Origin of the sequence: Meiothermus taiwanensis WR-220, from assembly GCF_003568585.1 — a bacterium.
GTDB lineage: Bacteria > Deinococcota > Deinococci > Deinococcales > Thermaceae > Meiothermus > Meiothermus taiwanensis.
In genome coordinates this window covers 391,852-406,471 of the sequence record NZ_CP021130.1, presented here as the reverse complement: position 1 = coordinate 406,471, position 14,620 = coordinate 391,852, and the positions used below count along the sequence as shown (strand labels likewise).

Here is a 14,620-nt window from a genome sequence, read left to right as displayed (position 1 = left end):
CAGTAATCACGTAACGCTTCAGCGGGTGCGGATGTGCAAACCGCACCCGCTATCTTTTTTTGGTGCCATAGACTGAAGCAGTGAAGGCCCTGCTGCCACTGCCCCCTTTACGCGTCCTACTCTTTTTGTTGTGCCTGCTGGGGGCCTTTGTGGGCCTGCTGTACGCGCTGCGCCTGCAGCCAGGCCCCTACCCCCCAGAAGCCCTGGACATGGTCTTCTGGGCAGTGTTGATCGTCCTTGCAAGGCGCATCCACGTACCCCTGCCCTTCAATGCGGCCATGTCCCACGCCTTTGTGGTGGCCCTGGCCACGGTCACCCTCTTCCCCGCCTGGCTGGCTGCGGGCCTGATGTTTATCTTTAGCTTCAACAAGGACTTCGGCCGGCCCGGCTACACCTGGTACAAAGACCTCTTCAACCGCACCCAGTCGGGCTTGGCCACCGGTCTGGCCGGTTGGGCCTGGGGCTGGGCGCAGGCCCACCTTGGCTCCCACCCCTACCTGCAGGAGGCCGTGGGGATCGTGGCTGCCTCGCTGGTGTATTTTTTTGTCAATGTGGGCAGCGTAACCTACGTGATCCACCTGGCCAGCGGGGTGGGGCTGCGCAAGGTCTGGTTTGAGAACTACAGTTGGCTCTGGGTGAGCTATCTCGTGCAAGCACCGGCGGGGCTGCTGCTGGCCAAGGCCTATCAGACTCCGCTGGTCTGGGGCTGGGGGGGCTTTACGGTGCTCTTCTTGATGCTGCTCCTCTACTTCTCGCGCTACTACTGGGACGAGAAGGTGAAGCTGGAAGAGTCGTTCGATACCACCATCGAGTTGCTGGTATCGGCGCTGGATGCCAAAGACCCCTTTACCCGCCTGCACTCCGAGCGGGTAGCAGCCATTGCCAGCAGCCTTGCCAAGCGCATGGGCTTCGACGAGCAGGACACCAAGCGCATCACCTATGCGGCGCGTATCCACGACATTGGCAAGGTGGCCATTCCAGATTCGGTCTTGCTCAAGCCCGGCAAGCTGTCTGCGGAAGAATTTGCCCTGATCAAGAGCCATCCTGCCAAGGGCCTCGAGGTGCTCCGACCCATGCTCAGCCGCTTGTCTAAAGATATCCAGGGGGTTATTTTGCATCACCATGAGCGCTGGGATGGAACCGGCTATCCCCACGGGCTCAAGGAGGAGCAAATTCCGCTCTGGGCACGCATTATAGCGCTGGCCGACGCCTACGAGGCCATGACCGCGGGCCGGGCCTACAGCCCGGCCAAAACGCCCCAGGAGGCCCTTAATGAGATAATCATGCAGGCGGGGCGGCAGTTTGACCCGCAGGTGGTGCGGCATTTCGAGGCTTTGTGGCACGAAGATCTGATCTGGAAGGATCGGGGGGAGTTCTTACGACGCTATACCTTGCCAGCGCACTTATCGGGGTTGTCCTCGCTCTTGGACTCCGGGCCAGCCTCCGCGACATCGCCAACCTCGAGCTCAGGTCGGCCTGGGTCTTTGTAGCCGCGGCGCTGTTGGAAGGGGGCCTGGCCTTTGCCACCGTTCGCGGCCTGGTGGCCCCCGAAATTGCCGGCCCGCTGGCAAAAACCCTGGTGCTGGTGCTGGTGGGCTATGGTTTGTGGGCCAACGCCCACCTGCGCGGGCTATGGTTTGTGGGGCTGGGTCTTTTTTGCAACGCGCTGGTAATTTTTGCCAACCGCGGGCACATGCCTGTAAGCAGCGAGGCGCTGTACAAGGTAGGTCTGGAGTCCTATATTCCCAGGCTCCAGCAGCAGTACGACGCCGTCCATACCCTGATGACCGATTCCACGCGGCTATGGTTCCTGGCCGACATAATTCCGGTGCGCATACTGGGCTACACCAACGTAATTAGCCTGGGTGACGTCTATCTGATGGTGGGCATCGCGCTCACCATCGTGGGTGGGGCCTTGGAAAGCAAAAGAAAGGCGCAGGAACCTATAGACATCGATCTGCGCTTCTAGAGTAGCCTGCTTTGGGGGCGCGAAAAAGAAACAGCATATGGTTCCGCATGGAGGCCATTCCGCTTGGGTTAGTTCACCACCATTCGGTGACGAACCAACCCGACCGAAGGGAGTAGAAAAGCATTTCGGTAGCGGCATTGAGGCTTGCCAAGATGGGCAACACCACCTAAATGCGTATTAGAGGGCAAAGCTCCAGACTATCGCCAGGCCTGCCCAGCGACTTTAATCCAGCCACTTCTCCATGAAGATCAGCTCGTCGCAGCGGTAGCCCAGCCGCTCGAAGAAGTCCTGGGCTCCGGTGTAAGAAGGCTCTATCAGCAGGTTGAGCTTCTGGCAGCCCTTGGCTTTGAGGCGGGCCTCGAGCTCCTCCAGCATCCGCTTGCCCCAGCCCTGCCCCTGGCCGAAGGGGTGGATGGCCATGTGGTACAGCCAGCCCCGCCGTCCGTCGTAGCCTGCCAGCAAGGCCCCCAGAATCTGGCCGTCTTCCTCGACCACCAAGAACAGATCGGGGTCGCGCTCGAGCTTCTTCTGTAGACCCTCGAAACTATCCGAGGGGTTGAGCTCCAGGCCCGCGTCTTGCCAGAGGGCCAGTACACTCGTGTAGTCGGCCATGCAGAACTCGCGGATGGGCATACTTCCTTCAGAGTAGCGCAAAACCCCACACAGAAAAAAGGAGGCCTCGGGGATGAGATCGCGAAAGCAGTTACGGCTTGAACACCACCTTGATGCCCCGCCGGGTGGCCGCGGTTTTGATGGCCTCGGGCCAGGCCTCGAGGCCAAATTGGTGGGTGACCATGGCCTCCACACCCTCCATCTCGGGCAGCAGCTTGACCGCCTCGGCGAAGTCGTCCCAGCTATAGGCATAGCTGCCCACCAGCCCCACCTCGCGGAACCAGTAGGGCGAAAAGTCGTGCAAAGCGGTGGCCGGGGCCCCCAGCAGCAAGACCCGCCCCCCTTCCTGCACAGCCCAGCTGGCCTCCTGCAAACCCTGGGGGGAGCCCGAGGCCTCCACCACCCCCTCAAACCCCCCCCGCCAGGAGGTGGCTCGCAAAATACCTCGGTAACGCCGGGCACCGGCCGCTTGTTGGGCCGCCTGGGTGGAGGGAAAGACCTGGCTGGCACCAAACTGTCGGGCCAGCTCGGCCTGGCGGGGGTGGCGGGCCACCGCCCACAAAGGCCCCTCAAACCCCAGCACACGCAGCATTTTCACAGCCAGCAGACCGATGGTTCCGGCCCCAATGACCAGTATCTGAGCGGGCCAGTGCATGCGGTGGATGGCTGGGTTGGGCCGGGGTTTACCTTCCCCCCAGGCCTGCCGCAGTCCGTGCAGCACCACCGCCGCCGGTTCAGTCAGCACGGCGCGCTCGTCGGGTACGCTTTCGGCAATGGGAAAAATGCGCTCGCGGTGGGCTACCATGCGCTGGGCCCAACCGCCCCCCAGGTCTTTGCAGAAGCCCAGCATACCGGGGCCAAAGTTGCCTTCGGCCACGTTGAGGCAGAGGTGATCGTCACCCCGGGCACAGGCCGGGCAGTCCGGCAGGCCGCGCTCGAGGCAGGCCAGCACCGGATTGACCGCCACCCGCACCCCTCCCAGCTCGGCCAGAATCTCGTGCCCCAGAATCGCCGGGAAGGAGAACATCCCGGAAAGGGTGGGGGCCTGCTTGCCGTAAAGCAGAGCCAGGTCGCTCCCACAGATGCCCGATAGCCGCACCTTGAGGCGCTCAAAACCCGCGGGCCGTTCGGGTTCGGCCAGGGTGGCCAGCTGCAGGGAAAGCGCACGGGCCGGGTAGCGCTTACCCAACAGCCTGGCGGCGACATAGCGGGGCACCGAGGGTGTAAAAAGCAAACCGCGCATAAGCACCCGCGAACCAGCGCTTAAACGGGTCAGGCTTTGGGTGGTTGGCGCCGTTGTCGAGGTTTGCATGCCCCTCCATTTTGCTCCCATTTGTGGCCTGGGGAAAAGTCACCGCAGAACCATTTGCAGGTTTTGCATAACCCTTCGCGTGGCCGGCGATTTGTTGAGGGTGTAGAGGTGCAGGCCCGGAACCCCGGCCTCGAGCAGCTCCTGGGCCTGGCGGGTGGTGTGCTCGACCCCAATCTCCAGCACCTCCTCGGGGCTTTGGGCACGCTCCAAGCGCGAAAGCAGCGGCCCCGGAATGCTGGCCCCGCACAGATCCATAAAGCGGCGCACCTGGGCCAGGTCGGTGATGGGCATCAGGCCCGGCACGATGGGCACCTCGATGCCAATGCGGCGGGCCCGCTCCACAAAACCAAAGTAAAGGGCATTGTTGAAGAAGAGCTGCGTGACCACGAAGTCGAGGCCGGCCTCCACTTTTTGCTTCAGGTGGTGCAGGTCGGCCTCGAGGCTCACCGCCTCCGGATGCCCCTCGGGGTAGCCGCCCCCGGCCAGCGCAAAGCGGTCGCCAAACTCGGCCCGGATCAGGGCGATGAGATCGGCGGCGTAGCGGAACCCCCCCGCCACCGGCTGGAATTCCCGCACGCCTTTGGGGGGGTCGCCCCGCAGTGCCATGATGTTCTCTACCCCCGCCTGGGCGTACTCGTGCAGGCGGGCCAGCAGCTCCTCGCGGGTACTGCCCACACAGGTCAGGTGGGCCATCGCCACCAGCCCCACCTCCTTCTGGATGCGGGCGGCCCACTCGGCGGTTTTGTTGCGCTCGCTGCCCCCAGCGCCATAGGTGATGGAGACAAAGGCGGGATTCAGGGGCTTGAGCTCGTGCAGGGTGCGGAAGAGCGCGGCCTCGCCCTGGGGGGTTTTGGGCGGGAAGAACTCGAAGGAAAAAATCGGCCGGCCGCTTTGCAGCAGGGTGCTAATCTTCATGGCCCACCTGCTCCACACCAGCCAGCGCCTCCAGGAGCATCTGCTGGAGATCCTGGGGGCTCTCGAGGCCCACCGAAAGGCGGATGGTCTCCGGGCCCACCCCCGCCGCCCGGCGGGCCGCCTCGGGGATGCGGCTGTGGGTGGTGGTCCAGGGGTGCACCGCCAGGGTGCGGGCGTCCCCCACATTGGGCGCCTGGATGATCTTCAGGTTAGCAAGGAAGCGGCTGGCCCCCTCGAGCCCGCCCCGGATGCCAAAGGTCAGAATGCTGCCATACCCACCGCGCAGGTACTGGGTGGCCCGGGGGTGGGCCGGGTCGGTGGGCAGGCCGGGGTAGCGCACCCAGGCCACCTGGGGCTGGGATTCGAGCCAGCGGGCCAGCATCAGCGCGGTCTGGCTGGCCCGTTCGATGCGCAGCGCCACCGTCTCGAGGCCCTGGAAGAGCAAATAGGCGTTGAAGGGCGAGAGCACCATCCCGCCCAGCGAGAGCCCCAACTGGCGCACCCGCTCCAGAAAACACCGCGCCCCAAACTGCTCCCAGGGGATTTTTCCCTGGGCGTCGGGGCTGGTGAACTGCGGGTAATGCTGCCAAAGGGTGGTTTCCCGCGAGAGCACCGCCCCCCCCAGAATCGAGCCGTGGCCGCTGGCCCACTTGGTCAGGCTGTGCACCACCACGTGCGCCCCGTGCTCCAGGGGGCGGGCTAAGGCCCCCACCGCGCCAAAGGTGTTGTCCACCACCAGGGCCACCCGGTGGGCCTCGCAGAGCTCCGCCAGTCCTTGCAGGTCGGGGAGCTCGAGCGAGGGGTTCCCCAGCACCTCCACGAAAACCGCCCGGGTCTTCTCGCTCAAGGCCGCCTGCACCGCCGCCACCTCGGGCGCTACAAAATGCACCCGCACCCCCATCAGGCCAAACACCTGGTTCAAAAGGCCCACCGTACCGCCAAACAGGCCGGGGCTGGCCACGATCTCGTCGCCCGAGCGCACCAGGGCCAGCAGGCTGGCAAAGCTGGCAGCCTGCCCCGAGGCCAAACAAACCGCCCCCAAAGCCCCCTCGAGGGCGGTAAGACGGGCCTCGAGGGCCGCCACCGTGGGGTTCTGGATGCGGGCATAGGTATAGCCCTGGTTGGTGGCAAACTTATGGGCGCCGTCCTCCAGGTCGGCGAAGCCATAGGCCGCCGTCGCATAGATCGGCACGCCCACCGCGTTATGGGGATCTTGTAGGGGAAGCCCACTCAAAACAGCTAGACTGGAAAACTCCATCTACCCTCCTTCAGTCCTGCGCGAAGAAGGGCTTTTTTTTCCCTTCTTCCATCTTTCCCCTGGTGCCTTTGCTGTGCCTAGCGACACCGGGGCGGATTTGGCACCAAGCGCGGGGGTTTCTCGGTAATGGGCGATTGCCCCCGCAGGTTGCCGCAGCTTCATCGGGCCGTTCCCTCCGCTGCTCTGGATAGAAGAACTGCTTACCCTGGGCGGGTAAGGTTCTATGCAATGGTATGGGCTGGAAGGGTCATCGTCAAGATAAATACAGGGTCAAAAAGACAACCAAACAGCCGCATCGGTACCGATGCGGCTGTTTCAGCCTTGGGCAGGGCCGGTTTTGTCCACAAGCAGCTTCCGTGCTACAGGTAGCCTGCCCGCCGGAGCTCTTCCTCCACCACCGCCAGCACCCTGGGGTAGGCCTCTTCCAGGGTCAGGCCGCGCAGGGTAGCCCCCGCCGCCGGCACGTGGCCCCCGCCGCCCAGCTTGACCGCCACCGCCTGGGCCGAAACCCCGCCGCGGCTGCGGATGCTGATCTTCACCCCTTCCTCGCGCTCACGCAGAAAAACCGCGATCTGGCTGCCCTCGGCGTAGCGGATGATGCCCACGAAGTCGTCGGAGTCTTCCTCGTTGATCCCAGGGGGCATATGGGCTGTCACCAGCAGCCCCCCAAAATGGAACCCCACCGTGGAAAGCACCGCCCCCATAGCCTTGAAGTAGCCCACCGGCCGCCACTGCAGGCGGTCGGTCAGCTCGGCCAGTTGCACCCCGTACCCCACCAGCTCGGCAGCGGTGTGCAGCACCTCAGGGGTGGTATTGGCAAAGCGAAAGTTGCCAGTGTCGGTGATCAGGCCGGTGAGCACCGGGGTGGCAATCTCAGGCGTCCAGGTGACCCCCAGCGCATCAATCAGGTCTTTGACAATCTGGGCGGTGGCGGCCTTGGAGGGATCTACCACCGAAAGGTAGCCAAAGCGCGGGTTGGTGCCGTGGTGGTCAATGTTGATCACGAATCCCTCCACCGGCGCGCCCGCCACCCGGCTGGGCTCCGCCGAGTCCAGCACCACCAGGGTGGCCCCCTCCGGCACGTGCTGGATGGGGTCGCTGTACTCGTCTTCCCGCACCAAAAACCGCAGGAAGCGCGGGGGGTCGGCAATCCAGGTCACTTTTTTATCCAGGGCTTGGAGGGCTCGAAAGAGCCCCAGCGACGAGCCAATCGCGTCGCCATCGGGGTCTACATGCGAGACCACGATGATGGGGCCCTCGAGCTCGCGTAAGGTATCAGCCACGGTTCGAATCTTCTCCCAGTAGCGGGGCTCGGGGGCGTTGTGTGCAGCGTCCATGACACCCCACTATAACGGCAAATCATCCAGCCAGGCGAGTACGCTATTCGCCAACTCCCCTCGTGCGCGTACAGGCTATAATCCCGGTTGGACTTATGGAACGGCTTATTCCCCCTACCTCCTCCCTCAAGGGCACCCTTCGCGTTCCCGGCGATAAATCGGTCACCCACCGCGGCCTTATGCTGGGCACGCTGGCCCAGGGCGAAAGCACCCTCTACTACCCGCTCAAGGCCGGCGACACCCTCTCCACCGCGCAGGTGATGCGCCAGCTTGGGGCGGAAATTACCGAGCAGGGCGAGCATTTTCACATTAAAGGGGTGGGCCTGCGGCTCAAAGAACCCGGCGACGTGCTCGACTGCGGCAACGCCGGCACCCTGATGCGGCTGGTGGCGGGGCTTTTGTCGGGGCAGGATATATTCGCGGTGCTCACCGGCGATGCCTCGCTCCGGCGGCGGCCCATGGGCCGGGTGACCCTCCCCTTGCGGCAGATGGGTGCCCGCATCGAAGGCCGCGAGAACGGCCAGCTGGCCCCCTTGGCCATCCGGGGCGGCGGGCTGCGGGGCATCCACTACGAGCTGCCGGTAGCCAGCGCCCAGGTCAAAAGCGCCCTTCTGCTGGCAGGGCTTTTCGCCGAAGAAGACACCGAGGTGCTGGAGCCCGCCCCCACCCGCGACCACACCGAGCGGGTCTTCAGGCACTACGGCCTGCCGATCGAGGTGGAGGGCCGCCTGATCCGCACCCGCCGGGCCGAACCCTTCGCCGCCAAAGACCTGACCGTACCCGGCGATTTCAGCAGCGCGGCCTTTTTCATTGTGGCCGCCCTGATCACCCCCGATTCCGAGGTTACCTTGGAGGGTGTGGGCCTCAACCCCACCCGCACCGGGCTGCTCACGGTGCTCAAAGAGATGGGGGCCGACCTGAGCTGGGAAGTGACCGAGGGACAGGAGGGCGAGCCGGTGGGCTGGATTCGGGCCCGTTCGTCGGCGCTTAGGGGGGTGGCGGTAGACCCCAGACTGATTCCGCTGATGGTGGACGAGGTGCCCATCCTGGCGGCGGCGGCGGCCTGGGCCGAGGGTGAGACCTATATTCCGGGCCTCGAGGAGCTGCGGGTCAAGGAGTCCGACCGGGTGGCGGCCATCGCCAAAAACCTGCAAAACCTGGGCGTGCCGGTCGAGGTAGGCCCCGACTGGCTGCGGATTCGCGGCGGCAGCGTGGCGGGGGGCGGCCTGGTTGAGCCCTTCCACGACCACCGCATCGCCATGGCCTTTGCGGTGTGTGGCCTGCCCAAAGGGGTCACGGTGCAGGACGCCGAGTGGGCCAGCATCAGCTTCCCGAGCTTCTGGCAGGATCTGGATCGCCTGGCCGGCCAGGTATAGTTTCTGCCCCACCCCTTCCAGCCCTTCACCCATGAACGAGGTTATTACCATAGATGGCCCCTCCGCCTCGGGCAAAACCAGCGTAGCCAAACTGGTAGCCCAGCGCCTGGGCATTCCCTACATCTCCAGCGGCCTGTTGTACCGGGCGGTGGCCCTGATGTGCTTGCTCGAGAATGTTTCAGCCGAAGAAATTGAAAAACGCCTGCCAAAGCACCGCCTCGAGCTCCAACCCACCCCCACCCAGAACCTGGTTTTTCTGGACGGCCACGAGGTGAGCGAGGCCTTGCACAGCCTCGAGGTAGACCAGGTTGTCTCGGCGGTAGCCGTGCGCCCCGCCATCCGGGAATACGTCAACCAGGTGCTGCGCAGGATACCGCCCCCTTTTGTGGTGGATGGCCGGGACATGGGCAGCACGGTGTTTCCCCAGGCCCGCTACAAGTTCTACCTCACCGCCACCCCCGAGGTGCGGGCCCAGCGCCGCGTCCCCGAGCGGGGCGCCGCCTTCGACACGGTGCTATCCGAAATCATCCGGCGCGACGAGGCCGATAAGCACCAGAGCGCCCCGGCCAGGGATGCCATCATCCTGGACACCAGCTACCTCGACCTCGATGGGGTGGTGCAAAGGGTGCTCGAGCACATCCATCCCCTTTCCTAGCCGGACAGGCCAGGGCAGGGAGGGTCGGCTCCAGCCCGCCCAGCCGACCCTCCCACCCGGATGAAAAACCTAAAGGTTAGCCCTCAAACCCCAGCAGGAAGGGGTCTTCCAGCATCTCGGCCACAAAGCGGCAGAAACGGGCCGCATCGGCCCCGTCAATCAGGCGGTGGTCGTAGGAGAGGGAGAAGGGCATGATGTTGCGCGGCTCAAAGACCGCCTTCTCGGCGTTCCACACCGGCTCCAGGCTGCTGCGCGAAACGCCCATAATAGCCACCTCGGGCCAGTTGACGATGGGGGTGAAACCCGTACCACCAATACCCCCCAGGTTGGAGATGGTAAAGGTAGCCCCTTGCATCTCCTCGGGGGTGAGCTTGCGCTCGCGGGCTTTGGCGGCCATCTCGCCCAGCTCCTTGGCCAGGGCAATCACCCCCTTCTTGTCCACATCGCGCACCACCGGCACCAGCAGGCCCGTGGGGGTGTCCACCGCCACGCCGATATGGATGTAGTCCTTGTAGATGATCTCGTTGCTCGAAGTATCAATCGAGGCGTTGAACTTGGGGAACTGCTTGAGGGCCGCCGCGGCAATTTTAAGCAGGATGGCGGTCATGGTAACCTTGGCCCCCCGTTGTTCGGCCCTGGGGGCCATCCGCTTGCGCAGGGCCTCCATCTCGGTGATGTCGGCCCGGTCAAAATGGGTGACCATGGGGATGGTGCTCCAGGCCTGGGCCATGCTGCGCACGGTGGCCCGGCGAACCCCCGACATGGCCTCGCGGCGCACCGGCCCAAACTTGCTGAAATCGGGCAGGGCAGGCGCGGGTGTGCTGGGGGGCTGTTGTGCCGGGGCGGTAACTTCCCCGGCCGCAAAACGCCTAAGGTCGTTTTCCGAGATGCGGTAGGCCGGGCCGCTGCCCACCACTTCCAGCAGGTTGATGCCCATCTCCCTGGCCAGCCTGCGTACGCTGGGAGCTGCCGGAATCAGCCTGCGCTGGCCTGCCGGTACCGCCGGAACCGACGGCCTGGGTGCGGCTGCGGGGGCCGGCGCTGGCGCGACTTTTTCCTCTTTGGGTTCCGGCTGTTTTTGGGGCTCTTGCTGCTCCGCGCTGGGTGCGGCATCCCCCCCCAGCACCGCAATTACCTGCCCACTTTTTACCTCGTCGCCGGGCTTAACCAAAACCTTGGAAACCGTACCCCCCTCAGAAGCAGGGGCCTCCATCACGGCCTTGTCGGTTTCCAGCTCCAACACCGGCTGGCCTGCCGCAATGGTATCGCCTTCCTTAATCAGCACCCCCACCACCACAGCGGAGGCTACGTTATCGCCTAGATCGGGTAGTTTCAATTCAGCCATGTTTGCTCCCGTATATCGCGCCAACAACCTAAACTTTTAGCGTTTGTGCGGGTGCTCCCGCTTGGGATCAATGCCGAGCTTCTTGATGGCTTCGGTAAAGGTACCGGCGCTAACCTTACCCTCACCGCGCAACGCCGAAAGGGCTGTTATCACCACATGCTTGGCGTCCACCTCGAAGAAGTCGCGCAGGGCCTCGCGGGTTTCGGAGCGCCCGAAACCGTCGGTACCAAGGCTGTGGATGGGCCGGTTGAGGTAGCCCGATAGCAGATCGGGCAGGGCCTTCATGTAGTCCGAGGCCGCCACAATGGGGCCTTCGGTGGGGTTCAGGCACTGGGCCACATAAGACTGCTTGGGCTTGCTGCTGGGGTTGAGGCGGTTGGTGCGGGCGGTCTCGAGGGCCTCGTAGTAGAGGGTCTTGTAGCTGGTGGCGCTCCAGACATCGGCTGCGATACCGTAGTCGCGCTCGAGCATCTCCGCTGCTTTGATCACCTCGTTCAGGATGGTGCCGCTACCCAGGAGCTGCACCCTGGCCTTGGGCCTTTTCAGCTCGCTCTTCTTGAACAAATACAGGCCCTTCAGGATGCCCTGGCGGGTTTCCTCGCGCGGTTCGGGCATGGCGGGCTGGACATAGTTCTCGTTCATCAGGGTGATGTAGTAAAAGATGTCCTCGCCGTCCTGGTACATGCGCTTCATCCCATCCTGCAGGATGACCGCCAGCTCGTAGGCGAAAGCCGGGTCGTAGGCCGGCATGTTGGGCACCGGCAGGGCCAGCACGTGGCTGTGGCCGTCCTCGTGTTGCAGGCCCTCGCCGTTCAGGGTGGTGCGGCCAGCCGTGGCCCCTAGCAAAAAGCCTTTGGTGCGCTGATCGGCCGCCGCCCAGACCAGGTCACCCACCCGCTGGAGGCCAAACATCGAGTAGTAGATGTAAAAGGGAATGGTGGGAATGCCATGGTGGGCGTAGGCGGTTCCGGCAGCGATGAAGCTGCTCATGGCCCCGGCCTCGTTGATACCCTCCTGCAGCAGTTGGCCGGTCTCGGACTCGCGGTAGACGGTCACGGTGCCGGCATCCACCGGGGTGTAGAGCTGACCCTTGGGCGAGTAGATGCCCACCGAGCTAATCACGCCCTCCATGCCAAAGGTGCGGGCCTCGTCAGGCACGATGGGCACGATGTATTTGCCCACCTCGGGGTGGCGCACCAGCTTGGTTAGCATCCGCACGAAGGCCATGGTGGTGGAGATCTCGCGTCCACCGGAGCCGGCCAGAAACTCCTCGAAGAAGGCCAGGTCGGGGGTTTTGAGCCGGTACTCGCGCACCCGCCGCTCGGGGATCAGACCGCCCAGGGCCCGGCGGCGCTCGAGCATGTACTTAACCTCCGGCGAGTCTTTGCCGGGGTGGTAGAAGGGGGTTTTCTCCAGGTCTTCGTCGGGGATGGGAATACCCAGGTGATCCCGCGCCTCGCGCAGGTCTTCCAGGGTGAGCTTCTTGACCTGGTGGGCCACGTTCTTGGCCTGGGCGGTGGGGCCTAAGCAGTAGCCCTTGACGGTGCGGGCGATGATGACGGTGGGCGAGCCGCGGTGTTCCATAGCGGCTTTATAGGCGGCGTAGATCTTGCGGTTGTCGTGGCCCCCACGCGAAAGGGTCAGGCGGTCGAGGTCTTCGTCGCTCAGGCCCTCGATCAGTTTTTTGAGGGCGGGGGTGTTGAAGAACTTCTCGCGCAGCTCTTTGCCGCCGTAGGCCGCGTAGCGCTGGCTCTCGCCGTCCACCAGCTGCTCCATGCGCTCGAGCAGCACGCCCTCGGTGTCCTTGGCAAAAAGCTCGTCCCAGGCGCTGCCCCACACCACCTTGATCACGTTCCAGCCGTTGCCCCGGTAGACGCTCTCGAGCTCCTGGATCACCTTGGAGTTGCCCCGCACCGGCCCGTCGAGGCGCTGCAGGTTGGCGTTGATCACGAAGATCAGGTTGTCGAGTTCCTCGCTCGCGGCCACCCGCAAAGCCCCCAGGGTCTCGACCTCGTCCTGCTCACCGTCGCCCAGGAAAGCCCAGACCTTGGCGTTGGTTTTTGGCTTGAGGCCCCGGTCTTCCAGGTAGCGCATGAAGCGGGCCTGGTAGATGGCCTGTATGGGCCCCAACCCCATGCTCACGGTGGGGAACTCCCAGTAGTCGGGCATCAGCCAGGGGTGGGGGTAGCTGGAAAGGCCCCGGCCCGGCCCGCCCAAAAGCTCGCGGCGGAACTTGCCCAGGTCGTCCTCGCTCAGGCGGCCCTCCAGGTAGCTCCTGGCATAGATGCCCGGCGACATGTGCCCCTGGTAGAAGACCAGGTCGCGGTCGGGAGAGTCGTGCCCGCGGAAAAAGTGGTTGAAGCCCATCTCCATCAGCTCGGCAATGCTGGCGTAGGTGGCGATGTGCCCTCCGATGCCGTCGGATTTTTTGTTGGCCTGCTGCACGATGGCGATGGTGTTCCAGCGCAGGATGTTGGCGATGCGCTGCTCGAGCTCGAGGTCGCCCGGATAGGGGGGCTGATGCTCCACCGAGATGGTGTTCACGTAGGGGGTGTTGACCTTGTCGTGGATCACCACCCCGTTGCGGTAGGCGTAGTTCTCGAGCATCTCCATGAGCTGCGCCACCCGGTCGCGCCCGGCGGTGCGCAGGACGTACTCGAGGCTCTCGCGCCACTCCTGGTTTTCGAGGTCTTCGAGCTTGATCTGCTCCTCGGCAGACAGCCCGGCACGGGCGGCAATCAGTTCGCGGTCTTCAACCATGGGGTACTCCTTCTGGTTCCGGACAGATGGTTTTCAGCTTTTGCCGGCGGTTCTTTGTCATCAACCTTACATTACAGCAGATTCCTAGCCGGCCAATCGTAAGGAGGTATGTTTTTTACGGCTCATAAAAAACTTTTACCAAATGACAAATAATACTGCATGCAAAACTGTGTCAGACGGCTTTTTTGATATCTCACGCCAGATTCGGTTGGTTCGCCGCCGGAAGGCGGCGAACCAACCCGACCGAAGTTATCCGCGTAGCAGAGGGCGATACCGCCCCTTGGAAGGGATACGCTTTCTTCGCCGAGCGTAGCGATCGGTTCGCTTGAATCCTTCGCCTCCGAGCGCGTCCAACGGTGAGGGGAACGGCAGCCCAAAAGCCGGCCCATCACGGCCCAAGCTTGCGTTTCAAGTACAGCAACAAATCCTCCAACGCCGTACGCAAAGCCCGTTGTTCACGCAGAATGGCCTCGATGCGATCCTCTGGGGTAGCCAGGGTGAGGGTTTTGAAGATCATGTTGGTGTTACCGCAGCGCGGGCAGGGCACTGCCGGAGGCGAGCTGGCAGGCGCATAAAAGATGCGGGTGTTGTCGCGTGTGCAGAGCATGTACTTGGCCCCCGCGGCCTCCCCGCGCCGGATGGCCTCGGCCAGCTCTTTGGCCTCTTCGGAGGCATAGCCTAAAAAGAAATCACCGCCTACCTCTTCGATAGAGGGCAGCACCTCGCGGGTGGCGGTCAGATCGGCCTTAAGACCCCGGGCCGCTGTCCAGGAAACACCGTTCCACTTAAAGTGGCGCAGGTGGCGCTTGCGGGCCTTGTCCTCTATCTCGACAATCAGATTGACCTCGGGGTCTTTGGGGTAGTAGTACAACCGCACCGCCGCCACCCCGCTCAGGGCCGGCTCGGGCGGCATGGTATAGGAGAGCGGGCCATCGGTTTTGAGGCGACTGTTGTAGCCCACCAGGTTCTGCAAATCGTAGAGGGTCAGGCCGGGGTGCTCAAAATCGCCCTCCAGAAAAGCCCGCACCTTGGCAAAGGCTTGCTCGAGGCCCACGTCTACCATAGCTGGCTCGAGTCTACC

General features: G+C 63.9%; 12 protein-coding genes and 1 riboswitch. Of the genes, 4 read left to right on the top strand and 8 right to left on the bottom strand.

What is annotated here, in order from left to right; translation table 11 throughout:
* Nucleotides 1-80 precede the first annotated feature (80 nt).
* Both MTAI_RS02090 and MTAI_RS02085 read left to right on the top strand, forming a co-directional pair.
* Entirely contained in the window at nt 81-1,490 is a 1,410-nt protein-coding gene (locus tag MTAI_RS02090) for an HD-GYP domain-containing protein (protein ID WP_036197468.1), read from the top strand.
* 11 nt (nt 1,491-1,501) lie between these two features.
* Nucleotides 1,502-1,969 (top strand): DUF5317 domain-containing protein, encoded by a 468-nt coding sequence (locus MTAI_RS02085; RefSeq protein WP_245391994.1) that lies wholly within the window; start codon nt 1,502-1,504, stop codon nt 1,967-1,969.
* A 222-nt stretch (nt 1,970-2,191) separates the two neighbouring features.
* On the opposite strand, the gene MTAI_RS02080 is transcribed toward MTAI_RS02085, so the two are convergent.
* The 5 genes from MTAI_RS02080 to MTAI_RS02060 all read right to left on the bottom strand — a co-directional run bounded on the left by MTAI_RS02080 (nt 2,192) and on the right by MTAI_RS02060 (nt 7,403).
* Nucleotides 2,192-2,602: a GNAT family acetyltransferase gene (locus MTAI_RS02080; RefSeq protein ID WP_027888727.1), complete on the bottom strand. Its 411-nt coding sequence runs from the start codon at nt 2,600-2,602 to the stop codon at nt 2,192-2,194.
* 70 nt (nt 2,603-2,672) lie between these two features.
* Entirely contained in the window at nt 2,673-3,824 is a 1,152-nt protein-coding gene (locus MTAI_RS02075; RefSeq protein WP_027888728.1) for a zinc-dependent alcohol dehydrogenase, read from the bottom strand.
* Between the two features lie 108 nt (nt 3,825-3,932).
* A complete protein-coding gene (gene metF, locus MTAI_RS02070; RefSeq protein ID WP_027888729.1) occupies nt 3,933-4,808 on the bottom strand; it encodes a methylenetetrahydrofolate reductase [NAD(P)H] in 876 nt (291 codons plus the stop codon).
* Nucleotides 4,798-6,066, bottom strand: coding sequence for an O-acetylhomoserine aminocarboxypropyltransferase/cysteine synthase family protein (locus tag MTAI_RS02065; RefSeq protein WP_027888730.1), 1,269 nt, complete (start codon nt 6,064-6,066; stop codon nt 4,798-4,800). The genes metF and MTAI_RS02065 overlap by 11 nt, the downstream gene beginning before the upstream one ends.
* 45 nt (nt 6,067-6,111) lie before the next feature.
* Nucleotides 6,112-6,260, bottom strand: a riboswitch (SAM riboswitch).
* Between the two features lie 165 nt (nt 6,261-6,425).
* Nucleotides 6,426-7,403: a DHH family phosphoesterase gene (locus MTAI_RS02060; protein ID WP_027888731.1), complete on the bottom strand. Its 978-nt coding sequence runs from the start codon at nt 7,401-7,403 to the stop codon at nt 6,426-6,428.
* A gap of 95 nt (nt 7,404-7,498) precedes the next feature.
* Here MTAI_RS02060 and aroA point away from each other — a divergent pair, with 95 nt between their 5' ends.
* Together aroA and cmk are read left to right on the top strand one after the other, a co-directional pair.
* Complete coding sequence (aroA, locus tag MTAI_RS02055) at nt 7,499-8,779, top strand: 3-phosphoshikimate 1-carboxyvinyltransferase (protein WP_027888732.1); 1,281 nt, start codon at nt 7,499-7,501, stop codon at nt 8,777-8,779.
* 31 nt (nt 8,780-8,810) lie between these two features.
* Entirely contained in the window at nt 8,811-9,434 is a 624-nt protein-coding gene (gene cmk, locus MTAI_RS02050) for a (d)CMP kinase (protein WP_027888733.1), read from the top strand.
* Between the two features lie 76 nt (nt 9,435-9,510).
* Here the strand turns inward: cmk and MTAI_RS02045 are convergent, their stop codons facing one another.
* The 3 genes from MTAI_RS02045 to MTAI_RS02035 all read right to left on the bottom strand — a co-directional run bounded on the left by MTAI_RS02045 (nt 9,511) and on the right by MTAI_RS02035 (nt 14,602).
* Nucleotides 9,511-10,779: a 2-oxo acid dehydrogenase subunit E2 gene (locus tag MTAI_RS02045; RefSeq protein ID WP_027888734.1), complete on the bottom strand. Its 1,269-nt coding sequence runs from the start codon at nt 10,777-10,779 to the stop codon at nt 9,511-9,513.
* A 36-nt stretch (nt 10,780-10,815) separates the two neighbouring features.
* The gene (gene aceE, locus MTAI_RS02040; protein WP_027888735.1) at nt 10,816-13,539 is read right to left on the bottom strand and encodes a pyruvate dehydrogenase (acetyl-transferring), homodimeric type; all 2,724 of its coding nucleotides are present in this window, start codon (nt 13,537-13,539) and stop codon (nt 10,816-10,818) included.
* A 388-nt stretch (nt 13,540-13,927) separates the two neighbouring features.
* Entirely contained in the window at nt 13,928-14,602 is a 675-nt protein-coding gene (locus MTAI_RS02035; protein ID WP_027888736.1) for a hypothetical protein, read from the bottom strand.
* Between the last annotated feature and the right edge of the window lie 18 nt (nt 14,603-14,620).